Raw genomic sequence first — 22,761 nt, forward strand, 5'->3', positions numbered from 1 at the left:
CCTGATCGGCTCCCAGGAACAGGCCCAGCTACGCACCGCGCTCGGGACCCGCGACGTGATCGCCACGGCCAAGGGCATCCTCATGCACCGCCACCACCGCACGGACGCGCAAGCGTTCACGATGCTGGTCGAGGCGTCCCAGCACGCCAACATAAAGCTGCACGACGTCGCTGCCTGGGTCGTCGCCGAAGCCAACAACACCGCCGCAGGCCACGACCAAAGAATGGAGGCCGCTCGGGTCACACGGGGCTGAAACCCGGAGGCCTTAACATCCCAACACCCGGTATTTCACAGGGCGCCAGGTCCGGGCTACCCCCCAATGGGTGCGCCGACCTCGCTAGAGGGGATCGTGGCCCTATCACACCAGTGGAGGCATAGCTGGCGACCCCGTGTTGCTACGAGGTGGCGAGTTCGTGGCGGCTGTGCTCGCGCAGCAGACCACAGGCCTGCCGTGGTTCGTCGGCGAAGCCCACACCGTCGTCCTCCAGGCACAAGAGGTCTTCACCGAGGTGGTGGACCTCCCCCGAGGGTGAGCTCGTTGTCCCGCTCGCCCTCGCGTTCGACCCACCGGCGCATCTGGCCCCTGTCCTGCCAGTCACCGCGGCGGTAGACCACCTCGACATCAGACTCGTCGTAGACCTTGTACAACTTCTTCTCCGTCATGCCCCCGGGTGATTTCAGGGGTGAGTTTCCGCCCCAGTTCGGAACGAGTTTTGGCCGCACTTCGCACTCCGGCCAGTTGATTCGGTGAACGAGTTTTGGCCCCACTTGTTGATCTTGTCCGTTGGTCTGGTCGACGGGGGCTGGGCGCGGGTGTGCGCGAGCCGGAAAGCGGGCGACGACCGGCAGGAGCGAGACGCAACGGCGATGCCAGCCAGAAATGTCGGTGCTCGGACCTAGTATGCAGAGCATGACGCGGTACATCGACAAGGATCTGTACGGTGCGGAGTTCCGCGAGTGCGACCTGACCGGGGCACGCCTGATCGGCGTCGTCATGCAGGATGCCGTGACCGACGGGCTCATCACCAACCTCGTGGTGAACGGCGTCGAAGTCACCGAGTACGTCGAGGCAGTGCTTGACCGGGATCATCCGGTGCGAGTGCTGATCCGCTCCGAGGACCCCGCCGATCTGCGCGAGGCATCACGTCAGCTCCATGCCGCCTGGCCGCCACGATCGAGCGAACGCCAGGTATCGAGCGCCGCAGCGTGAACGACGAGTGGTCGGCGGTGCAGACGATGCGCCACCTGGTCTTCGCCCACGACTCGTGGTTCCGCCGCTGCTGCCTGGGCTCGACGGAGCTGTTCACTCCGATGGGCATCGGGACGACCGTCGAGCCCTACCGTGGAGCGCATGGGCTTGACCTCTCCCTCGATCCGGCCCTCGACGAGATCGTGAGCGTGCGTGACGGACAGGCCCCGAGCTCGAGGCCTGGCTCGACGAGATCACCGCTGTCGCGAGGGACGGCATAATGATAAGCAAAAACGCATTAATCATTGTTGCAACGTTAATCACTGTCGCGGCTGCCTACTTTGCTTACGAAGCGGTGACACACCACAGTTACATATACGGATTAATATCCTTCTTTGCTGTCGCCTTAGCGGCTACCGCTGTGAGGAGCTATCTAAAGAACCAGCGACAATAGATAAAAGGTAAACCCGTCTTTGTCACCGTTAACGGAATATGGGCGAACGCCAAGACAAGGACGGGTTCCCTTGCCCCCATACGGCGGCAAGGGGACCCGTCCTTCGTCGTAACGTTCCTGATGTTGACGAAACCGGGGCGAGCCACAGGCCCCCGCACCGCGTCCTCGATCGGCGAGCTTGATGTAGCGGCGGCTGACTCGGCGCTAGCGCCTCCGGCCCAGCACAGCCCGCACGGCGGGTCACCTGAACCATCAATCTGAGCGATTCACGCGGGGCTTCTACCGTCTGCTCGCACGTGGGAACAACGCTCGGAGCGGCTCGTTGTATGAGGAAGCCCGCGCGGAGGTACTACGCTGGCAGGATGCCGCTGTTCTCTGACATTGATGGTCCGGCTCCTGAGGGGGCTGCCGAAGCGACGGTCGGGCAGGTCGTGGGTGAGCTGACCAGGCAGGCCCGTGCCGGGCATGTTGTGTACCTGACCGGGCCGGGTGATGATGACGTGGTGGCTGTCGCCCCGGTCGACGTGGTGAAGGCGGGGCTCGCCGCGTTGGGCCGCACCGAGGATGGCACCCGCCTCTAGATCAGTCTGCTGGTGTAACCGGCGTCGACGAGTCGCTGGTAGGCGGCGTTCACCTCATCGGGTACGTCCTGCTGGATGGCGAAACCCCGGCGGGCGTACTCAGTGATGCGTTGGGTGTCACCGACCAGCATGTTGATGACCCGGTCGATGTCGCCGATGCTGGCGATGTACTCGTCGAGTGGCAGTGGCCGTGATGAGCAGATCACCTCGACCTCGGGCCACACTTTGCGGCAGGTCGCGTACGCGCGGCGCTGCTGGTAGGGCCGGGAGATGAGCATGATCGAGGCGGGGTGTATGCCCGCGTCGGTGAGGACCTGGCGGCTGTGGGTGATGTTCTGGCTGGTGTTGGTCGCCTCGGTCTCGATCATGATCGCCTCGGTGGGGACGCCGAGGCTGACGGCGTGTTCGCGGTAGTGGACGGCTTCGCCGCGGGGGAAACGCTCGATCGTGGTCGGCGCGTTGGCGCCGGTGAACACGATGCGGTCGACCAGGCCCTGCTGGTACAGATCGGCGGTGTGGATCGCGACGCCGAGGTCGTGGGAGCCGAGCCCGATGCCGACGTCGCAGCGGCGCGGTTGGTGGCCCATGTCGTGATAGGCCCACAGGGTCTCGACGTCAGCTTGAAGGTCGGGCGGAAGCTGGTTGGTCGGCATGTCGGTGGACCTTACGGGCGGTGTGAGTCGGCGGCGTGCACGCCCATTCGGTAGGCGAGTTCGACCGCGCGGGTGGCTGGTCGGGGCAGTCTGATCATCTCTCGCACGAGGATGCGCGACAGTCGGTGGTAGCGAACCTGTTCGGGCGCGTCCTGTTCGGCCGCTAGCAGCACGTCGAGCGCGTCGTCGGTGCGGTTCCATCGGACGTAGGCGCGGGCGGTTTCGATGGCGTGCCGGGCTTGGCGCTCCACCGGCAGCCCGTGGGTGTTCACGCGGGGGCCGAGATGGACGGCCACCTGGACGTCGCCGAGTTCCATCGCCGTGGTCATCCGGTGGATCGTGACGTTGGTGGGCCCGAACGCCGTCCACAGGTGGTTCGCGTCGTGCCCCACCCGCGTGGCCGCTTGGTCGGCCTCGGCGAGGAAGGCCGTGGTGTCCGCCCGGTTGTCGCGCCGGGAGGAAGCCACCGCCCCAACCAGGTGCAGCATCCCGTACACCGACAGGTACTCCGGTGTGGCGGTGCCGAGGCCGGGTTCGAGCCGGTCGGCGGCGGCGCGGCTGAGCGCGACCGCTTGCTCGAACTCGCCGATGGACAGCAGGGCATGCGCCACCGACCGGTACAGCGACCCGATCATCAGGTCACTGCCACTGACGTGCGCTGCGGCCAGCCCGCGGCTGGCCGAGATCGACGCGAGATCAGCCTCGCCGAGTTTCGTCAGGAACGCCGTAGCCAGTTGGTGGGCGCTGGCGGCCAACGTGTGGGCGCGCACCCCGTCGTCGCTGGTGTGTCCGTAGTGCTGGCACGCGGTCTGGGTCTCGGTGATCAACAGGGGTAGCCGCTGGATGAGCCGGGCGTAGCGGGAGTTCTGGTAGTCGCCCCACTGCGTCGCGAGCTCCGCGGCAAGGGCGTCCAGGCGAGGTGGCTCACCGGGCTGCGGGCCAGCGAGGAACTGGCGATGGTCCATCAGCGCCACGCGCAGCGCCGGTATCGTCCGTCGGCCCGATTCGTCGGCCCCCGCCATCAGCACCGGCTCGCCGATCACATCGCCGAGCGCGACGTCCAAGGCATGCGCGAGACGCCGCAACACCGACAGCCGATCCAGCGGGAGCACGTCGTGCTCCACCTTGCGCAGCCAGTCCTCGCTGCGGCCGACCAGCCCTGCCAGAACCGCCTGGGTGAGCCCGCGCCGCTGCCGATAGAACGCCACGCGTTCCCCGATCGTCAGGTCATCGGTCATGCCTCGCATGGAGTACATCCTCCCACCCCCGTCGCCCACGACCCCAGAGAAATCCTCCCGGTCCCACCCCGCCAACACACCTAGCGTCCTCGTCCAGCGACAACACGCGACACAGGGCCGCGAACGTCGATCGTTCCGCCAACGAGCGAACCGGGAGTGATAGTGACCGCGATCAGGGACACGCAGACACAGCGCAACCATCCCTGCCGGCGTTCAATTGCTCGTTCGGCAGCCAATCAAGCTCCTGCCGTGCTGGCCGTGCCCCGACCGGCCAGCACGGCAGGTCCGACTATTGGGCTCGCCGGTGTTCTCCCGCGGGCCAGGGTGACCTTCCCAGTTGGCGGCCACCAGTGCCACCGGTACTGGATCGTCTGCGGGTACTACGAGTGCGTTCACGGTCATGTGGTGCCGATCCATGGCCGGGAGCGGACGACACGATGACCAACGAGATCATCTCCACGCCCGAACGGCATGCTGCGCTGCCACTCGTGAGCCGGGACTGGATCTGCGCAGTGAAGTCCGTGCTCCGAGACCGCGCCGACCAGGAACCCAACCCTTCCGGTTCATCGCCCGATCAGTGTGTCGTGAATGTGGTCATCGAGTTCGGCCAGGAAGTTCTCGGCTCGCCATGGACGCAGATCTCGTCGTGCCAGACGGATCCGCTGTGCGGGCACCCGGCCGCCCGTCGCCGCTGTGATGTCCACGGCTTCGTGCAAGAGATCGACACAGGCGAAGGGATCACCGAGACGCAGTCGCGCGAGGGCCAGGTCGGCGTTCACGATGCCTCGTTGCACCAAGTCCCCCGACAACCTCAACGCGCTGAGCGAGCGGTCGAGGCTTTGGTGGGCACGGCCCGCGTCGCCTATGTGGAGAGCGCAGAGTCCGTCGAAGCCGTTCAGGCGGTCGACGTTGAATCCGCCGTGAGGGTCGTCGACGGTCAGCTGATCGACGGTCTTCCACGCTCGGTCGAGTGCCTCGGTCGCTTCCCTGGCCTGGCCGCTCCGAGCACAGATCTCGGCGTGAACGGCGTGTGCGCGGGCTCGAATGGCGTAACTGGTGCCCCGGTGCGCATCGGCGGTCGCGGCACGGGCAATCTTCAGCGCCGCGTCCACGTTATTGGTTGCATGCAAGGCCACCATCGTGTGACTCGTCTGTACCGCCGCCCGGTGGCTACGGTCCTTGAGCCGTCCCGCGACCTCAGTGGCGTCCGCGTACAGGGCCATGGCGATCTCGTCGTCGCGGGTCTCGAAGGCCAGTCGCGCGGCAAGAGCATAGGTGTCGGTAGCCAGCAGCATCAGTTCGTCGTACGGACCAACGTGGTCGAACTGCAGGAGCCGACCGCAGGACTCGACGATCGGCGCAAGCTGGAGCTGAAGACGGACGAACGGGGTCGATCCGACCTGTCCATTGATGGCCGCAACAGCATCCTGCAGTTGGCTGAGCAGGTCAGGATCGAGCCGAGATGGATCGCGCTCAACAGCGGCGACGCTCGAATGGGTGGTAGGCGAGAGCACGGCCAACAGGTCTCGGCCCTCACCTCCCGCGCTCTGAGTGATCAGCTCAACGAGCTGTCGGATGCGTTGGGGTGGCGCTCCGAAATGGCGGAGTGCGTCGAGCAGCGCAGCGAAATCCGATCCGGTACCCAGCGCCAGGTCTCCGGATGGGGTTCGCGCATAGAGGTGGGCCAGGAGAAACTGGTAGCGATCGCCGGGACTGGTTCGGCTAGTGAGACTCTCCCACCTGGCGACGGTGCGCTGGATGCTCGCGACCTGCCTGTTCATCAGCGAGGTGACGGCGAGTTGGCGCGCAGTATCGCGCAAGCCTCGGGCGAGATCGGTCCAGGACCAGCCGCGTCTCTCGCGCAGCTGCCGCAGCAGGCGCACCCCGGTATCCCGATCAGTGGTCACGCCGCCCAGTACACCATCTCTCGAAAGTCAGACTGGCACGACCAGCCGGGGTTTACCCTGGTCGGCGGCGTAGTTCACGGTGTACCAAGTGCCGCTCGTCGAATCCGAGCCCTGCGGAAAACCGATTACGAAGCCGCTGCGGTCGACCATCCAGCGGTTGCGGGCATGATAGGCCGAGGAGCCGAGCTTTTCAGCGCGCAGCTCGACGACGCCTGCAAGCCGGCCGCCTCGTTGCCATCGATGGATGGCCTCGCCCGCGACAGCTGGTTGGTCGGCCACAGTGCACGGTACGACGACGGTCAGGGCGGCCTGTGTGTGTTCGGCCAACCAGTCCAATGCGGAGGTGTCGATTCCGGCGGCACCTCCGAGGTAGAAGGTGGCGTTCGGGTCGGCAAACGGCCGGAGGTAGTCGTCGAACAGGCCGGTCAACTGCGTCTCGGCCTGGGCAGTGATCGAGCGTGTGCCGGTGATCGTGACGTGTCGAGGCACGCTCGCGCGCTCCTTCGCGGATGTCATCGAATGTCATCTGCCCCCGTCGTACCTAGTCACGATCTCATGAACGCACCGGCTGCGACGAGGCTCCCCCGACCGCGTCGCAGCCGGTTGCCTGCCCAACGACGACCACGGTGACCGCGACCATGAGCCTGCTATCCACGATGAACCGCCTGACGACGAAGAAAAAGTGGTCGAGTGCGATTGACGACATGCTCCGACAGGTTGTCGACGAAGGATTCGCTTTCTACGTCTGCGGCGAGCGACGCGATCCGGTGGTCTTGGTTGCGGCCTACTACTGGAAGAGCTACGTCGACCTGCTCACCATCACCGAGCCGGACCGAGTGACCGCGGCGCGGGCCGTGCGCGAACCGGGCTTCGACGTCTTCGGTCCCCGCAAGGTGGTGTGGGCCTACGGCAACGAGGCTGAACCCACCCTTCGAGCACTGTTGAACCTTACACATCCTGACCACCCGGATCATCCGACCTGCCCACACGAGCCGCCACGCCTCATGATCGTGCCCGCTCACCTACAGCGACCGATGACATTCAAGGCACCCGATTCGTGGAAGGTCCAGAACCGCGTACAGCGCTTGGAAAGCGCGCTCGCGAGTGACCTCGCCAGCATGGAAGCGGCTGGCCTGCTGACGCGCGAGGAAGGCCCTCTCTGGTCTGGGCAAGGAGGCTTCGTCCTCCCAAGTGGCGCTCCAGACGGGGTGGTGTGACACGTGGGCGGGATACGCGAAGTGGTTGCCGTGATCGTCGCAGCCGACAGTCGGCTCGGCGGCGCCGTCCGAGCGATCGACGACCTGGCCGGACACTTACCGCCACCGGAAGAGCAGCGCACGTGCCCGCTCTGCTCGGTCCAGTCCTGGCCCTGCGCTCGGTTCGACGACGCAGCTCACCGCGTGCAGGCTGCTGGGCTACGACTCGACGACTTTGTACCGCCAGACCTGCACGAACGTCTCCGGCATTTGACCCGCCAACCACTGCCCAGACCATCAGCTCGGGGTCCGGGCGACTGGTTCGACCAGGGGCGACACGATCGATGACGCCTTCTCCACCCACCCGCAGTGCCACACGACAAGGAAGTCAGTTGAACGACATGGTCAAGCCCGTAGAGGGAAACAACGAGGCCGACAGTTCCGAGCGCGTCGCCCACCTGCGCACAAAGATGGTCGATGACCTGATCGCCGAGGGCACGATCGTGTCCGCGCAAGTCGAGGCCGCGATGCGCAAGGTTCCACGCGAACGGTTCGCGCCTGGTGTGGACCTGGAGGAGGTCTACCAGCTGTACAACGGCGTGGTTACCAAGCGCGACGAGTCCGGGAACTCAGTCAGCTCGGTGTCCGCGCCGCAGGTGCAAGCACACATGCTGCAACAGGCGGAGATAACCGAAGGCATGCGGGTCCTGGAGATTGGGTCCGGCGGGTACAACGCCGCACTGATCGCCGAGCTCGTCGGTCCCGCGGGGCGCGTCACCACGGTCGATATTGACCAGGACATCACCGATCGAGCCAGCCGCTTCCTCGGGGAGACGGGGTATTCGCAGGTGAACGTCGTATTCTCCGATGCCGAGGCTGGCGTCACTGAACAGGCCCCGTACGACCGGATCCTGGTCACCGTCAACACGTGGGACGTGCCGCCGGCCTGGGTGGAACAGCTCGCACCGACCGGACTACTCGTGGTTCCCTTGCAGGTCAGGGGGCTGTCGCGGACGATCGCGTTCGAGAAAGCAGACGAGTGCCTGGTCAGCCGATCTGCGCGCCTGTTCGGTTTCGTGTCGATGCGCGGTGCCGGGGCGCACCAGAGCAAGCTGCTGGTCATGCGCGGGGGCGAGGTCACCCTGCGCCTCGACGATGACTTCCCCGTTGATCCCACCGAGCTGGAGGGCGTTCTGGACACGCCGCGGGTGGAGGTCTGGAGCGGTGCCAGCATCGGCCGGTTCGAGCCGTGGGCCGGCACCCAGATGTGGCTCGCTACGGCGCTGTCCGGTTTCTGTCGCGTGATCTTGGACAAGAAGCTGGACAGCGGCCTGATTTCCCCGCCCGGAAGCCACTCAGCCGCGATGGCTGTTGTCGACGGCGGCAATCTTGCCTACGTCACGACGCGCAGCAGCACGGTCAATGAGTCTGCCGTCGAGTTCGGCGTCCACGCCTTCGGACCCGACGCGGAACGGCTCGCCGAGGACGTGGCTGAGCAGCTCCGCATCTGGGAGCGGGATCACCGCAATGGACCCGGCCCCCAGTTCCGCGTCTACCCGGCGGGCACCGCTGACGACCTGATGCCTGCAGGGCGTGTCGTCGACAAGAAGCACAGCCGGATCACGATCTCCTGGCCACATGCGGCTAACGCTGCGGCCGGTCGGAGTGCCCTGCAAGAAAACACCAAGTAAGGAGAGTGACCCACATGTCCGAGGTCCTGTTTTCGGGTGGCGCCACCGCGTTGGCAGAACGGCCCGTTGCGGATGATGACGAGTTCGCGCTGGATGTACGGGTCGTCGTGGCCTATGCCCCTGTCATGGGGGACTGCCCGACGGACGACGGGTGCGGCAACACCTGCGCGGGCAACGACAGCGCCTGCAACTCGTTCGCAGACGATCCGTCCTGACCCACGGGGTGCTGCCGGTGCGCTACGGCGCACCAGCAGCACCCCTGCGGTCGCATCGTCACAGGAGGCGAGACAGTGCCATCAAGATCATCCGCGGTATACGTGCCTGGCGGTGCGGCCGTGCTCCGCGCCAGCACCGACCCCAGCGGGTTGGATCTGCCTAGTGCCCTGGATTTGTACGGCGATGGTGGGATCGAGCGCGGCATAGCGTGGTTGACGATGCAGTGGCAGCGGGCGGATGTTCGGACCGCCGTGGGTTACGCGAGTCCGGCCCTATCCCGCCAGATCGACGAGATGGTGGCCGCCGGTAGTCGTGATCTCCGAGCGGTTCGTCGAGTGGTCATCTCCCTGGCGTCCTACCTCCTTCGCTGGCAGCAGCGCCCCACCCCGTTCGGGCTCTTTGCCGGGGTCGGCTTGGCTCGGATCGGTGCTGCGGCCAAGGTGCGTTGGGGCTTCGAGCATCGAGTTGCCGTTCGTGCGGACGCGGCCTGGCTCGGTGATGTCATCACACGTCTGCATCAATGTGTGCCGCTATTGGAGCGGATATCCGTGGTCGTCAACAACGCGGGCAGTGTTCGCGGTGATCGGTTCGTTGCACCAGGGTCACCTCCGGACGGAGCGGGCCAAGAGTTGGCGCCGATCGAGGTGTCCATAGGTCTGGGCCGACCAGTCCGAGCCGCAGTCGAAGCAGCCCAGAAACCTGTGCGATTCGGTGCTCTCCGCGAACAGATCATGGCCCGATTTCCAGCGGCGACTAGACAGTCGGTCGACACCATGCTGACGGGGCTGCTCGACGAAGGGATCCTGATCAGCAGCTTGTCCGCGCCGATGACGTGCCAGGACCCGCTAGACCACGTCTGCACAAAGCTGGAGGCCGTCGAGGCCAAGACAATCCCCGAGGTCACGCATACCGTGCGCGAACTCACGACTATCCGCGAGCAACTGGCCGGAGAAGCCGTCGCCGTGACTGAAACCGAAGTCACAAGACGGATGCAGGCGTTGAGCGCCGTCGCGGACATGCCTCTCCTTGCCGACACGATCTTGGATTGTGACGTCGAAATACCAGAGCAGGTGGCTCAGGAGGCGCGCGACGCCGTCCGAGTCCTGTATCGCCTTTCCCCATATCCGTTGGGGTATCCGGCCTGGCGCGACTACCACTCGCGATTCCGCGCACGCTACGGAATCGGTGCGCTCGTGCAAGTCCTGGAGTTGGTCGCCGACAGCGGACTCGGCCTCCCGGCTGGCTTCCTTGGCTCCTCGCGCGGGCGCACCGCTCATCAGATGAGCGAACGCGACGAAAAGCTCCTCGCGATGATCCAGCGAGCGACAGTGGACGGCACTGGCGAAATCGTCCTGACCGATCAGGCGATTGAGGACCTCACGGCCAGCGATCCCGCTGACCTGCACCTGCCCGCTCGTGTCGAGGTGGCGGTCGAGATCCACTCCAATGGTGTAGAAGCGTTGTCTCGCGGCCGGTTCACGTTGGCGGTGACTGGAACGCCAAGGCCAGGCAGCAGCATGGCTGGCCGCCATGCACACTTGCTGCCCGACGACGGCCGCGACGCGGTCGCCGCCTCCTTCACCGCAGCCGAGCCCGGCACCGTTGCCGCCCAGTTGTCGTTTACACCACGGAAGCGCCGCAACGAGAACGTCGCACGGACCGAGCAGTTGCTGCCCCACGTCATTCCCGTTGCCGAGCACCATGAGCGGGACGAGCACCTGATCAACCTGACAGACCTCGCCGTCACGGCGGACGACCGTCGGTTCTACCTTGTCCAGATATCCACCGGCCAGCGCGTCGAGCCGCGCGTGACCCACGCTCTGGAGGCCGGCGTCCACACTCCACCTCTGGCCCGATTCCTCGCCGAGATCACCACCGCCCGAGCTTCGGTGTACAAGGCGTTTCACTTCGGGGCCGCCGCCAGGCTCCCGTATCTTCCCCGAGTTCGATACCGACGAACCATACTGTCCCCGGCGCGCTGGCTGCTGGCGGCCGGCGACCTACCTGGCCGCCGTGCCTCGTTCGCTGTATGGGAGGCCGGGCTGGACGCATGGCGACAGCAATCGCGTGTCCCCGCCTGTGTCGCCCTGGTCGAACTGGACCGGAGACAGCCAGTGGACCTGAACCACCCGTTGCACCGACTCCTGCTGCGGACGCGCCTGGACCGCGGAGGCCGACTCGAACTGCGCGAAACCTCGGGACCGGCGGACATTGCCTGGCTTGGCCGAGCTCACGAGCTTCTCATCCCCCTGGTCCTGGATTCCGCTGCCGCTGCAAGCCGGTCATCATCGATCGCAGTTCCACAGCAGGTTGTGGCCAGCGACGCCAGCCACCTGCCAGGAGATTCGCCCATTCTGTGCGCGCAGATCTACGGACACCCAGACCGCTTCGATGAAGTTCTCACGGAGCGACTTCCCAGCTTGCTCGGAGCCTTCGGCGATGTCGCACTGAACTGGTGGTTCCGCCGCCATCGCCAGATGAGCCGTCCCGATGACGATCAGTACCTGGTCCTTTACCTGCGCCTGCCTCAGTCATCCGCCTATGGCTCGGCTGCCGAACGCCTTGTCGAGTGGGCGAGCACGCTGCGCAGCGAACGCTTGCTGTCGCATGTCGCGCTGACCACACACGAGCCCCAGACAGGGCGCTACGGTCACGGTTCCGCATTGGAGCGCGCGTACGACCTGTTTGCGGCCGACTCCGCGGCTGCTCTCGCACAGATCGCCTTGACTATCCGAACCGGGACGCACCGACAGGCGGTGGCAGCTGCCAGTTTCGTCGACGTCGCCGTGAACTTCGCCGGGTCGGTCCAGAGCGGGTTGGATTGGCTGCTCCGTGAACTTCGTCAACAGCACGGGCGGCTGCAGCCGGCGCTCCGCGACCGAGCGCTGGAGCTGACTGACCCGGAGGCCGTATGGACGTCGTTGCGTTCCGTGTCGGGCGGGGAGAAAGTCGTGACTGCCTGGCAGCGGCGCGCCGTTGCACTCGCGGCCTATCGAGTAGCCCTGGCCGAGCAGCGTGATCCACTGACGGTGCTGCCGTCTCTCCTGCACCTGCACCACATTCGTGCAGTCGGAGTCGATCCGGCGCTTGAACGCGTCACAGGCCGTTTGGCTCGGGCTTCCGCGCGCCGCGCCGCTGCTCGCCGCGGGGAGATTTAGGTTGGCTACCACGGCGATCGCGCTGGCCGATCTCGCCCAGCGGCATGCCAACAATTTGGCACTGCCGGGACCATGCCCAGAGGACAAACCCTGGGCCGATCAATCTCTCTCCAAGGGCACCGCCGGAATGGCGCTGCTGCACATCGAACGTGCTCTCATCGGTCGCGGAACCTGGCGCGAGGCACACCTTTGGGTCACCAAGGCTGTCGCCGGTCGAGTCAGCGCCACGGATACTTCCGGCCTTTATCTCGGGGCTCCGGCAGTCGCGTTCATGCTGGACGCTGCGGCGACTGGTGCCAGCGGTCGCTACCAAGAGGCTCTCGCGGATGTCGACGGTCACGTGGTCGCGCTCTCTCACCGGCGCGCCGAAGCTGCGCTAGCACGCATCAAGGCGGGCGAGTTCCCTGGATTCCGCGAGTACGACGTGTTCTTTGGTTTGAGCGGCCTCGGCGCATTGCTCCTGCGTCGCGCCTCCGATAGCAGCGCGATGGAGCGCGTCCTGGACTACCTCGTTGCCCTGGCCAGGCCACGTCAGGTCGATGGCGATGTACTGCCTGGCTGGTGGGTCGGCCACGATCCCCACCGTCGAATCTCCGCCTCCTATCAGGAGGGCCACGGCAATTTCGGTCTTGCCCACGGCATCACCGGCCCTCTGGCCTTGCTTAGCCAGGCTATGCGGCGAGGGATCATCGTTGACGGTCAGCACGAGGCGATCATCACCATCTGCGAATGGCTCGATTCGTGGCAGCAGGAGGGCGCGGCCGGTCCCTGGTGGCCTGAATGGATCACCCTGGCAGAGCTGCGTACCGGCCAGCCTCACCAGTCGGGGCCGGCGCGCCCCAGTTGGTGCTACGGCACGCCTGGAATCGCCCGTGCCGGCCAACTCGCTGGCATCGCCACCGGTGACGCCCACCGGCAGCGGATGTACGAACAGGCGCTGATTCGCTGCCTCGACGACCCTGAGCAGCTAGCTCGGATCACCGACGGCGGCCTGTGCCACGGTTGGGCCGGGCTGTACCAAACCGTCTGGCGATCGGCCCAGGACGCTGGAACATCCGCGTTTGACGAATACCTTCCGCCTCTGGCCGCGCACCTGGGTCAACACACTCGCCACGGGCCAGTGGCGAAGCGCGGCTTCCTCGAAGGCACAGCAGGAACAGCTCTTGCCCTGCATACCGCCGTGTACAACACCACGCCGACTTCGGGATGGGACGCATGTCTACTCATCGACTGACACCGCGAGAGGTAGAACTGCGAAGCAGTGATGCCGACGAGTCCGCGGTTGCGCAGGGCGCGGAGTACGGGGTTCTTCTGGTACTGGCCGGGGCTTCCTTGAATGAAGCCGCAGCAGCCATTCACGTCGAACCCGCGGACCTGGCCGAGGCCGTCGAGGTCTATCGGAAAGCTGGACGACACGCCCTCGAACGGCAGGCAGCTTCGGACTGGTGGCAGATCTACATCGAGTTCATCGATTGGAGCACGGCCGAACAGTCAGCAGCCGACACCATCGCGCCGCTGTTGCACCGAGCTGGAGAGGACGGCCTCGTCACGAAGTGGTGGTTCATGAGGAAACACCCCTGCTGGCGACTACGGATTCACCCAGGGCGGGACGGACACGCGATGCGGGACCATCTCGGGGCCGCACTCGATGAACTCGCAGCCGACGACCGCATTGCCCAATGGTGGCCCGGCACCTATGAGGCCGAGATGCAAGCTTTTGGTAACTGGACGGGCATGGAGGCTGCCCACGATCTATTCTATGAGGACAGCCGCGCCGTCATGCACCTTGCTCACAACGGCGGCGGCGGGCTGGGCCGACGCGAACTGTCGCTGCTGCTGTGCAACACCCTGATGCGCGCGGCGGGACTGGAGTGGTACGAGCAGGGCGACGTCTGGCACCGGATCGCTCAGGAACGCCCACTGCCAGAGGATGTCTCTGCCGCGAATCTGACCGCCATGGCCAGCGATCTCAAACAGTTGTTGCTCGCGAACACAGCTCCTGGCGGGCCGCTGCTACGCGCAGAAGGTCCCCTGGCCTCATCCGCAGACTGGGCCAGCGCCTTCCGACAGGCCGGCCGGACCCTGGGGTCCGCGGCCCGTACGGGGACGCTGCAGCGCGGCCTTCGTGAGGTTCTGAGCTACCTGATCATCTTCCACTGGAACCGCCTTGGGTTGCCAGCTCGAACACAGAGCATTCTCGCGTGGGCGACGCGCACCGTCATCCTTGGTCTGCCCGGACATGTGCCGCCCAACCCGACATTGAGTGGTGGACCTACCTCTGGGACAACAGCACCGCCATTGGCGGCCCGAGCGAACGAAGGCGTAGCCGAACGAGCACTGGCCCGATTTCCGCTTGTGTCGCAGCGCCGCTTTCCCTGTCCTGATCTGGAAACCCAGGTGCGCAACGTGCGCGAGTGCGCAAACTCCTGCCAGGAGTCAACCACTGTCGAAGAGCGGATGAACCGCGCCTGCACCGTCTGGAATCTGTCCGCGCGCATCGCGGCCGAATGCGGTATGCCCGACGTCGCCATCAGCCTATGTCGACGACAGTTCCGAATTTTCCGAGCAGCGTCACCACTGTCGGCCGGTTCTGCCATCGCTTCGCTCCAGCCAGTGGTGAACCTCGCCCGACTGACCAGGCGGGCAGGTGACAACCAAGGCGCCTACCGCGAGCTCGAAGCGATCAACCACGCCGTCCGTAATGGTGGTGCGGCCGTGATCCACGGTGACTTGGTCGACTTCGACGGCCTAATCGCGGACCGCTCGTCCGAAGTAGACAACTGGCTTCGGCAGGTTATGCGTGAGGATGGAACCCGCGCGCTTGTCGCAGCCGGCCAGTGGACGAACGCCGCAGCGCATGCCGAGAAGTACGACGAAACCAGAAATCAGTTCCGCGAAGCCCGCCAGACACGCGCCATCGCTCTTGCCCTTAACGGGAAAGCCAACTTGGCGCTCAAACTTATCGACAACACCGCCAAAAGCGATGCTTGGGAGTACGCCGGGGCAGCGTGCCTGCGCAGCTACCTGCTTCTTCAGGAGCGCAGCATCGGTGCAGGTGACGTGATAGGCATGCTTAACGATGTTCGGCATGTCTGCGGGGCATCGCACCGACCCACGGGGTTATTCCGGATCCGGCTCGGGTTGACCGCGGCAGACCTTGCTGTTGCGGCACAAGGAGATGCAGGGCTTCTCTGCGCCGAGCTGATCGAGAAGGCTGAACGATCGGCAGATGCATTCATGGCGCGCGAGGTGCTGGCACACCCAGAATGCCAAACGCTGGCTACACCCAAGCAGAGCGAAACCTTGGGCCTGCTCGTCGAGCGAGCAGGTTTTGACTCGGGGCAGGTCCCCGCGGTGGTGATGGACGACCTCATGTCATCCGTACACACTGCCGAAACCGTCCTGATCGCGAATCTCGGCGTCACAGCCAGCCGACTGGGGCCGATCCGTGACTGAACCTGAACACGGTCTAGATCGAGGGCTTGCCTTGCCACACACCTCCACCGTACCGACCGGTCTGCTCGACGAGCTGCGCAATTTCTATCGGCGTGAACCGAGCCTGCTCGCCGACGACCTTCCGGGCCTGCGGCTCCTTTGACCGGGGTCGGAACAATCGTGTCTTCGCCTGGGACGGCCCGGACTGCGAGGTCTGCCTCAAGCTGTACCGCACCGACAAACGCGACCGCGCGGCTTGCGAGTAACAGGCCCTCGCACATGTCGCGGCCTGCGGAGTCACCGCTGCTCCACAGCCGCTGTGACACAACCCCGACCCCGAACTGCCTGCAGTCGCGATGACCATTTTCGCCGGTCGGCCGGTGCCCGACCTCGCCGAGTCCACCACCGCACTTTGGGCCATGGTCGCGATTCTCGACCAACTCCGGGAGAGCCCACTCGGACCGTTCGCTGACACGCCGCGCGTCGATTCACCCGCAAATTACAAGAATCGGGTCACCGAGGTCTGGCCGGGCCAGCTCGACGAGTGCGAGGACGAGCCGCTTACCGCTGACATGCAATTGATGCTCGGCCCCTGGTACGAACGAGGCGACACCGCGGTGCTCGCCGATCGGCGCCGAGGATCGTTTCTCGCGGCGACTCTAACCTGTTCAACTGGCTCTGGGGCGAGCCGAACGTCCACGTCGTCGACTGGGAGTTCATCGGTCACAGCGACACCGTCTATGACGCCGCCGAGTTGGTCGAACACCTCAGCGCCCGCGTCATCGACGATGAGTGGCGAGTCGCGCTACTGCCGGACCACGGAATCGTCGACGACACGGCACGTCGCCGTTTTCTGGCCGCACAGCGAACCGTTGCGCTCAGCTTGCTGTGGAAGCGTGGAGACAAGCGAGCCGATGATGTCGAGTTTCAGGTCAAGTGGGTCCGTGAGCTGATGAACAGCAGCTTCCTGTGACACACCTGGCTTCAGTGTCGCCTCATGTGCGCTATCCCGACGGGCCAGTGCCGTGAACGCCCTGCCAATCCCGCGCTTGCCGCCCAGCCCGCTGTTCAGTGCCTCGACCTCGGCAGGTTGCCGTTCCCCGCGCCAGACACCCGAGTACGAGGCACTGACCGAATACTTGCCATGTGTGGGTGAGCTCGACGCCCCCAGGTGTGATGTGACGGCCAACGCCAAGAGTGTCGAGGATGAGCAGGCGGCAGCTGCCATCGCTGCACGACCTCAGCCCCACCCCAGCCTTGACCTCCTCGCTCGAGTCCTACAGGGCCTAAGAGAACTGTGATCAGAGCCAGCGCCGTCCCTCGATGCTGACTTGAGCTACGCAGTGCGGGAGGGCCGGCGTTGGAGCCGTCGGTAAGGACGAGTGATATGTAGGCTTCAACCGTTCCGTCCCCGACGGGACTGCTTCGACGAACTTGGCGTTGGGAGGGTGCCTGCTCATGGGCGAGCTAGGTGTGATCCGCAATTACGCCTACTGGTCGGATCGCCGTATCCGGGACATCGCGTCAGACAACGGCATCCCCCTCGAACGACGCGTGAGTTGGAAGGCCAAGACGGCTTTTCCGTTGATCGGTGGGCTCGAAGTTGCTCCGGAGGCACGCACGCTAGACCGTGCCGAAGTGGCGCCCAGGATCGAGACGGCGATCGGCGACCTTGCAGTTCAGGACTTCGTCACCCCGCCACCGGTGATGTTCGCGAAGGGCGTCGGCCGGGTCGAGTTCGCCCAGTTCACGGGTGGCATCGAGAAGCGACAGGTCGTCGTGATCTACACCAACACCCGCAGCAGCACTGGGAGTCGCGTCGACGTGTGCCTGTTCGGCAGCCTGGAGAACACCGCCGACTACATCGGCGGCTCCGACCAACCACCGCCAGGATGGTCGTCCTCCGCAGCTCGGACAATTGCTCTCTACATCCAGAGCCGAGGAACGATCAACAACTCGCAGTGGGACGACCCGGAGTCCCTCGCAGTCGAAGCCCTGAAGATCGCAACAGAGCAGGGCGTGACCGGAAACTGGGACGAACACGAGAACAAGCCCTGGACGCGGGGGTTCACACTCGGCCACACGACCGAATCCGAGTGGTTCGCACAGATCTACAGCGACGTCGTGCTCGACAAAGACCGGTGGACCTTTCCCAGCGACGGCGGCATCAGCCCAGACGTCGAGCGCATCCTCATCGGCGCTCCATTGTGGGTACGGACTCCGGGCGCACACGCCGTCACCCGCTACCGCGACCTACGCTCAGGGAGCGACAGAGCAACATGACAAGGGACTCCTGCCTGGCCTGGATGGCCACCACTACGCCTTGACGGACACAATAATCGAGTGAGCGATGACTGGGAGCAGCGCTGGGCATCGGGAGCCCGGACGTTCTACATCGCCGAGATCGTGCGGCAGGCGAGTTACGCCTTGGCGGCGGTGCAACAGGCGCTTCAACTCAGCCGGGATCCACAGGGGCGTTCCGAGGCGTGGCCGGCAGTCCAATCGTTCCTCACTGCGACTGCCATCATCAGCAAGTTGTTGTGGCCCGTCAGAGCCGAGAGAGCCGACCGCAAGTCCCGTTGGCGTCGCTTTCGCGCAGATCGACTGCGGACCGAGTTGATGGTCAGCGACACCTCGGCCCTGCGGGACAGGAAGGTCCGGGACTCCGCTGATCATTTCGACGAACGCATCGACGACCTTGTCCGCGACCAGCGCATCCCGCAGGCGTGGACAGACCTGGCGGACGAGGAGCTCACGCAACGGGCAGCCCCGTTTCGTGCGATCGATGCTGATACCGGGGAGGTGCTTGCAGGCCATGACCGAATGGCCTTGGCGCCAGTCGTCACCGAGCTGAACGCGATTCTGCAACGGTGCGAAACCATCGAGCCCGGATCCTCCAGTGCCCCCGACGTCACCATGCTGCTGGCCACGCTGAGGTGGCCGCCGCTGCCGTCCCTGTTCGCGCCCACCGAGCGCTCCGACGAACCAGTCACCGCCAGGGCCAGTATCGCGGCGACTGGCCCTCAGACCCTGGAGGGGTTGATCACGCTGGTTATCGATCAGCTCTTCGAGCATCCGGACACGAACCGCACCCGGCGCAGAAAACATCGGTGACGTCAGGCCGGTCCAGCTGGCATGCTGGTTACGTACCGCGATCAAGTGCGAACGCACGGTGAGTGTGCCTGTGAGCATATCCGTGAGCATGCCCCTGGCTCTCACCAGACCATCAGTTGTTGTTGTGTAAGGTATCCGTCACGAGATGAGGGTTATCTGTAACCAGGGTCGCTACCGATACCGCGGTATGCGTCGCTTCGGCCATGGTGAGGGACATCTGCTGCCAACCTTCGTGCCTGCTGTCTCCCGGTTTCGCCGACCCTGTCACCTGAAGGTGGTAAGCAGATGAAGCGCTGTGGCGGGGACGGACGTGGTCGCTTCCTCAAGAAGGTGCTCGATCGCGTTGGCTTCCGGTGATCTGTCAACATCGATCATCTTCGACCAAGTCGCCGGCTGGTACCGCGCCAACGACGACAGCGCTAGCAGTACGGCCCACAACGCTAAGAATGGGTGAAGACCGGTCGCCATAGATCCGATCGCGGGAGTGACGAGAGAGTCGTCGGCGGACCGGTAGCACGCGACCCCGAGGTCGCTGAACGTCTTGTTGTCAGCGAGCATCAACGGCGGCGAGCCGCTGCGCCACTCAACGCTCAGCCCCATCCCAGGACCCGCATTGCGCCAGCCCAGGCCACCCATCGGTTGCGATACGTGCAGCACGCTGTCTCGCAACGCCGGGTAGCGATCGAGATGCTCCTTGACCCGCACTGGGTCTTGACCGAAGAGGTCATGCACTCGCCGCGGAAGCCAGTTGACCTCGGCGTGGGCGAAAGTGCCGATCTCAGGCCACCCGTCCTGGAAGAACAACAGAACAGGCACCATGACGTCGTCAGTGAGCGGGACGTCCACTGTCTCCGGCAGAAGCGGCCACAACTCTCGTAGAGCAACCGGCTCATTGGGGACGAGTGCCTCTACATCGATGGCGGAAGCGACGGCCGGGAACAGACCAGACTTGGTGGCGGTAACAAGGACCTCTGCCGCAGTTGCGGTATTGGTGTTGGCGGTCAAGCCATGTCCACTGACCTTCGACACCTGGTTACCGATCCGCGGTGATGCAGCAACAATTGCCCGACCTGCCTGCGACAGGGCATAGAACAACTGGACTGGCCGAGTGGCGTAACCAGTGTCACTGGCTGCGTCCAGGAATTGCTCACATTGCTCCAACGCTGACTGGAACGTCGTTCGCCGCGCACCCTGCTTCGCATACCCCGGTGGGTCGTGACGAAGAGCCCGGAGACTCCGCAACTTCCGTCCCGCAGCCGACACAGCGACCTCCTTCTTAGTCGCACCAAGGTACAAGTACCCCGGTCCATCCGCTAATCACCGACAATCTCCGCCTCTCACGGGCACGCTGACTCGTCACGTTGCCCGTCATCGGTCTTGCCTATCGGTGCGTCAATGGTCGACCAACGGAACTCGTAACGTGCCACTAGGCTGTCGATCCGTGTCGTTCAGCGCCCGCCGAGCGCCCTGACCGCGACCACCAGCCAGACATCGACAGATGCGGCGCGACTGTCCAAGGCGCCGTGTCGCTTCCGTTGAGCCCCGACGCGCAGCGGCAGAGCTTGCTGGACTCGTCGATAGTCTCTCCCTCCCCGGGCTTCTAACACAGAAGGGAGAGGATCGCGAAGCTGGCCGCGATTTCGGCAACGGAGACGTCATGCATCTGTCCTACGATGTTGATAGCTGCGTCATGAGGCGGACGTCCACATGCGCAGTTGCTCGTGGAGAACAATGACGGCCTGCCACCATGGAACGACCTGCTCGACGATGGCGGCGAATACGTCCGCGACGTCTATGAGGAGATGCACGACGTTCTCGGCGACATCCCTAGTGGAATAGGGGTACAGCCGGGCGCAAGGACGCGTCTGTTCGTCCACTCAGATGAGTTCGACACCCGAGTGTTTGATTTCGACCGATGTCGGCCTGCTGGCACAAGGGGAAGCCAGCCAACTTCCGCCCACCTCGATGATCAGTTTGCCTGCTCCTGCTCCGGGAACCCTGCACGGAAACGTGATCGGAGGCAGTAATGGGCAGCCAGAGCACTCATGGGTTCAACCGGCTCTCGAACAAGGCGAGTTCGTGGCTGGCGCATCCGCTGTTTTTCGGCTTCGTGGTGCTCGCGCTGGTGGCGTGGGTGCCGACATTGTGGCTGATGGAGACCGGGGCGTCCGACCTCGTCGTCGACTCCATCACCAACCCACTGCAACTGCTACTGCTGGTTCTACTGCACAATAACCAGCACCGGGTGAGCAAAGCGAGCGACGACCGCGCGGACCAGACGGGGCTGCTGAATGATTCTGTGACAGCGGTTTAGGCCGCGGTTGTGGCGGCCTGGCTCATGATGGTTTCGTACTCGATGGGGGTCAAACGGCCGAGTCGGGCTTGGCGGCGTCGGCGGTGGTAGGTGCGCTCGATCCAGGTCACGATCGCGATCCGGAGTTCTTCCCGGGTGTCCCAGCGGCGGCGATCGAGTACGTTGCGCTGGAGGAGGCTGAAGAAGCTCTCCATGGCGGCGTTGTCACCGGCCGCGCCGACGTGGCCCATGGATCCGCGCATGTGGTGCCGCCACAACGATTGTTGCAGCTTGCGTGAACGGAACTGACCGCCTCTGTCGGAGTGCAGCGTGCAGCCGACGACGTTGCCGCCCCGTCGGGCGACGGCAGACTGGAGCGCGTCAACGGCCAGCTGGGAGGTCATGCGCTCAGCGATGGAGTAGCCCACGATCCGGTTGGACCACACGTCCTTGACCGCGCAGATGTAGAGCTTGCCCTCGCTCGTCGGGTGTTCGGAGATGTCGGTCAACCACAGGCGGTTCGGCTCATCGGCGGTGAACTCTCGACACACGAGATCCTCGTGCACGGGCGCGCCGGAACGGGCCTTTCTGCCACGCCGTTTCTTACCGAACACGCACCACCACTGGTTGGCCGAGCAGATCTTCCACACCGTGCGGTCGGACACCTCGTGACCGGCTGCGGTGACCTCGTCGAACAGCAGTCGATACCCGAACTCGGGATCGTCACGGTGGGCGTCGAAGAGCGCGTTCGCCAGATACGCCTCGGCCAGCTCGGCATCGGTCACCGGGCAGGCCAGCCAGGCGTAGTAGTGCTGGCGGTGGAGTTTCAACACCCGACACGACACCACCACCGGCACCCGGACCCGGGCACCGGCGGCAGCCAACTCCTTCACGAGCGGGTAGAGCCTTTTCCCGGCAGATTGCCCTGCGACAAATACGCCGCCGCGCGGCGCAAGACCTCGTTCTCCTGCTCCAACAGCCGATTGCGACGCTTGAGTTCCCGCAGCTCCCGCGCTGCATCCGTGGTGACGCCCGGCTTCACGCCGTCTTCGACGCCGGCCTGACGCAGCCACTTCTGCAACGTCATCGGATGGACTCCGAAGTCGTTCGCGACCTGCTCGATCGTCACACCCGACTCGCGGTTTCGGGCAACCCGGACGACGTCCTCACGGAACTCACGGGGGTAGGGCTTGGGCACAGCAACATCCTTCCACGCCTGCACATCAGCAAGCGATCTCAGATGTCACAGATCCCTTCAGCAGCCCCGACAGCCCGCGCGCTGGCAACGCTTCTTGAACACGCAGCAACCACGACTCAAGACGAACAACGGTCGCAGCAGCTCCGCGAGGAGGCGGTACAACTACAGCGTGACGCCGAGAAAGACAACGAACTCAGCAGCGGTGACACACAGCGCCGCGAATGACGACGCCTTCATACTGACCCATAACACTGTGGGCAACCATAAGGGGCAAGCAAGGCCAGCGAGCCCACGCACCCGAACACCCTGACAGTGGGATGAACGAGGGAACCGGGCTCGACATGGGACTGTGTCGTGAGCGGTGTTTCCGGCCCGACACGCCGGGGGTGAAATCCGGCGGGATGGGTACGGACAGTGATGGCATCCGATGCTGTGAGC

General features: G+C 64.8%; 21 protein-coding genes. 15 read left to right on the top strand and 6 right to left on the bottom strand.

Going from position 1 to position 22,761, the window contains the following annotated elements; all coding sequences use genetic code 11:
• The 4 genes from ACFVM3_RS37260 to ACFVM3_RS37275 all read left to right on the top strand — a co-directional run.
• Positions 1–253: ANTAR domain-containing protein (locus tag ACFVM3_RS37260; RefSeq protein WP_143101998.1), on the top strand; the 253-nt coding region annotated here is incomplete at its 5' end.
• Between the two features lie 657 nt (positions 254–910).
• Positions 911–1,210 carry a pentapeptide repeat-containing protein gene (locus ACFVM3_RS37265; protein ID WP_197684729.1) on the top strand — a complete coding sequence of 100 codons (300 nt, stop codon included), beginning with the start codon at positions 911–913 and terminating at the stop codon, positions 1,208–1,210.
• Positions 1,207–1,470, top strand: coding sequence for a hypothetical protein (locus ACFVM3_RS37270; protein WP_197684730.1), 264 nt, complete (start codon positions 1,207–1,209; stop codon positions 1,468–1,470). The genes ACFVM3_RS37265 and ACFVM3_RS37270 overlap by 4 nt, the downstream gene beginning before the upstream one ends.
• Positions 1,471–2,005: 535 nt before the next feature.
• Positions 2,006–2,224: a hypothetical protein gene (locus ACFVM3_RS37275; protein WP_072029921.1), complete on the top strand. Its 219-nt coding sequence runs from the start codon at positions 2,006–2,008 to the stop codon at positions 2,222–2,224.
• Here ACFVM3_RS37275 and ACFVM3_RS37280 read toward each other — a convergent pair.
• The 4 genes from ACFVM3_RS37280 to ACFVM3_RS37295 all read right to left on the bottom strand — a co-directional run bounded on the left by ACFVM3_RS37280 (position 2,221) and on the right by ACFVM3_RS37295 (position 6,538).
• Complete coding sequence (locus tag ACFVM3_RS37280) at positions 2,221–2,877, bottom strand: YdcF family protein (protein ID WP_043828850.1); 657 nt, start codon at positions 2,875–2,877, stop codon at positions 2,221–2,223. The two genes, ACFVM3_RS37275 and ACFVM3_RS37280, sit on opposite strands and share 4 nt — an antisense overlap.
• Before the next feature lie 11 nt (positions 2,878–2,888).
• Positions 2,889–4,115, bottom strand: coding sequence for a helix-turn-helix transcriptional regulator (locus ACFVM3_RS37285; protein WP_043828849.1), 1,227 nt, complete (start codon positions 4,113–4,115; stop codon positions 2,889–2,891).
• Between the two features lie 563 nt (positions 4,116–4,678).
• The gene (locus tag ACFVM3_RS37290; protein ID WP_081684720.1) at positions 4,679–6,022 is read right to left on the bottom strand and encodes a hypothetical protein; all 1,344 of its coding nucleotides are present in this window, start codon (positions 6,020–6,022) and stop codon (positions 4,679–4,681) included.
• 27 nt (positions 6,023–6,049) lie between these two features.
• Positions 6,050–6,538 (bottom strand): DNA-processing protein DprA, encoded by a 489-nt coding sequence (locus tag ACFVM3_RS37295; RefSeq protein ID WP_051171775.1) that lies wholly within the window; start codon positions 6,536–6,538, stop codon positions 6,050–6,052.
• 110 nt (positions 6,539–6,648) lie between these two features.
• Between ACFVM3_RS37295 and ACFVM3_RS37300 the strand changes: the two genes are divergently transcribed.
• The 9 genes from ACFVM3_RS37300 (at position 6,649) to ACFVM3_RS37340 (ending at position 18,832) form a co-directional block, all read left to right on the top strand.
• Positions 6,649–7,239 (top strand): hypothetical protein, encoded by a 591-nt coding sequence (locus ACFVM3_RS37300; protein WP_112285791.1) that lies wholly within the window; start codon positions 6,649–6,651, stop codon positions 7,237–7,239.
• Between the two features lie 380 nt (positions 7,240–7,619).
• The gene (fxlM, locus tag ACFVM3_RS37305) at positions 7,620–8,909 is read left to right on the top strand and encodes a methyltransferase, FxLD system (protein ID WP_043828846.1); all 1,290 of its coding nucleotides are present in this window, start codon (positions 7,620–7,622) and stop codon (positions 8,907–8,909) included.
• A 14-nt stretch (positions 8,910–8,923) separates the two neighbouring features.
• A complete protein-coding gene (locus ACFVM3_RS37310; RefSeq protein ID WP_043828845.1) occupies positions 8,924–9,124 on the top strand; it encodes an FxLD family lanthipeptide in 201 nt (66 codons plus the stop codon).
• A 120-nt stretch (positions 9,125–9,244) separates the two neighbouring features.
• A complete protein-coding gene (locus ACFVM3_RS37315; protein WP_197684732.1) occupies positions 9,245–12,283 on the top strand; it encodes a lantibiotic dehydratase in 3,039 nt (1,012 codons plus the stop codon).
• 1 nt (position 12,284) lies between these two features.
• On the top strand, positions 12,285–13,517 hold the full coding sequence (locus tag ACFVM3_RS37320) for a lanthionine synthetase C family protein (protein WP_081685171.1): 1,233 nt from the start codon (positions 12,285–12,287) through the stop codon (positions 13,515–13,517).
• Positions 13,499–15,739 (top strand): thiopeptide-type bacteriocin biosynthesis protein, encoded by a 2,241-nt coding sequence (locus ACFVM3_RS37325; RefSeq protein WP_081685170.1) that lies wholly within the window; start codon positions 13,499–13,501, stop codon positions 15,737–15,739. Before ACFVM3_RS37320 ends, ACFVM3_RS37325 begins: the two co-directional genes overlap by 19 nt.
• A 619-nt stretch (positions 15,740–16,358) precedes the next feature.
• A complete protein-coding gene (locus tag ACFVM3_RS37330; RefSeq protein WP_235147155.1) occupies positions 16,359–16,691 on the top strand; it encodes a hypothetical protein in 333 nt (110 codons plus the stop codon).
• A 485-nt stretch (positions 16,692–17,176) separates the two neighbouring features.
• Complete coding sequence (locus ACFVM3_RS37335) at positions 17,177–18,001, top strand: hypothetical protein (protein ID WP_043839739.1); 825 nt, start codon at positions 17,177–17,179, stop codon at positions 17,999–18,001.
• Positions 18,002–18,061: 60 nt separating this feature from the next.
• Complete coding sequence (locus ACFVM3_RS37340) at positions 18,062–18,832, top strand: hypothetical protein (RefSeq protein WP_043839741.1); 771 nt, start codon at positions 18,062–18,064, stop codon at positions 18,830–18,832.
• Between the two features lie 264 nt (positions 18,833–19,096).
• Here ACFVM3_RS37340 and ACFVM3_RS37345 read toward each other — a convergent pair whose 3' ends face one another.
• Positions 19,097–20,095, bottom strand: a complete 999-nt coding sequence (locus tag ACFVM3_RS37345; protein WP_228708110.1) for a YaaC family protein — start codon at positions 20,093–20,095, stop codon at positions 19,097–19,099.
• 763 nt (positions 20,096–20,858) lie between these two features.
• Here ACFVM3_RS37345 and ACFVM3_RS37350 point away from each other — a divergent pair.
• Positions 20,859–21,146 (top strand): hypothetical protein, encoded by a 288-nt coding sequence (locus tag ACFVM3_RS37350; protein WP_378444569.1) that lies wholly within the window; start codon positions 20,859–20,861, stop codon positions 21,144–21,146.
• Here the strand turns inward: ACFVM3_RS37350 and ACFVM3_RS37355 are convergent.
• A protein-coding gene (locus tag ACFVM3_RS37355; RefSeq protein WP_245975699.1) for an IS3 family transposase occupies positions 21,143–22,323 on the bottom strand; the annotation gives its coding sequence in 2 pieces (ribosomal slippage) (positions 21,143–22,036 and positions 22,039–22,323; 1,179 coding nt in all). The two genes, ACFVM3_RS37350 and ACFVM3_RS37355, sit on opposite strands and share 4 nt — an antisense overlap.
• Here ACFVM3_RS37355 and ACFVM3_RS37360 point away from each other — a divergent pair.
• On the top strand, positions 22,216–22,548 hold the full coding sequence (locus ACFVM3_RS37360; RefSeq protein WP_378444570.1) for a hypothetical protein: 333 nt from the start codon (positions 22,216–22,218) through the stop codon (positions 22,546–22,548). The genes ACFVM3_RS37355 and ACFVM3_RS37360 overlap by 108 nt on opposite strands.
• The last annotated feature ends 213 nt before the right edge of the window (positions 22,549–22,761 follow it).

Origin of the sequence: Amycolatopsis sp. NPDC057786 (genome assembly GCF_042797905.1) — a bacterium.
Taxonomy (GTDB): domain Bacteria; phylum Actinomycetota; class Actinomycetes; order Mycobacteriales; family Pseudonocardiaceae; genus Amycolatopsis.

Coding starts and splice junctions, on each gene's coding strand:
- ACFVM3_RS37350 (WP_378444569.1), top strand. CDS start 20,859: ATGGGCAGCCAGAGCACTCATGGGTTCAACCGGCTCTCGAACAAGGCG.
- ACFVM3_RS37325 (WP_081685170.1), top strand. CDS start 13,499: ATGTCTACTCATCGACTGACACCGCGAGAGGTAGAACTGCGAAGCAGT.
- ACFVM3_RS37335 (WP_043839739.1), top strand. CDS start 17,177: ATGGGCGAGCTAGGTGTGATCCGCAATTACGCCTACTGGTCGGATCGC.
- ACFVM3_RS37280 (WP_043828850.1), bottom strand. CDS start 2,877: ATGCCGACCAACCAGCTTCCGCCCGACCTTCAAGCTGACGTCGAGACC.
- fxlM (WP_043828846.1), top strand. CDS start 7,620: ATGGTCAAGCCCGTAGAGGGAAACAACGAGGCCGACAGTTCCGAGCGC.
- ACFVM3_RS37295 (WP_051171775.1), bottom strand. CDS start 6,538: ATGACATCCGCGAAGGAGCGCGCGAGCGTGCCTCGACACGTCACGATC.
- ACFVM3_RS37275 (WP_072029921.1), top strand. CDS start 2,006: ATGCCGCTGTTCTCTGACATTGATGGTCCGGCTCCTGAGGGGGCTGCC.
- ACFVM3_RS37285 (WP_043828849.1), bottom strand. CDS start 4,115: ATGACCGATGACCTGACGATCGGGGAACGCGTGGCGTTCTATCGGCAG.
- ACFVM3_RS37310 (WP_043828845.1), top strand. CDS start 8,924: ATGTCCGAGGTCCTGTTTTCGGGTGGCGCCACCGCGTTGGCAGAACGG.
- ACFVM3_RS37265 (WP_197684729.1), top strand. CDS start 911: ATGACGCGGTACATCGACAAGGATCTGTACGGTGCGGAGTTCCGCGAG.
- ACFVM3_RS37360 (WP_378444570.1), top strand. CDS start 22,216: ATGGACTCCGAAGTCGTTCGCGACCTGCTCGATCGTCACACCCGACTC.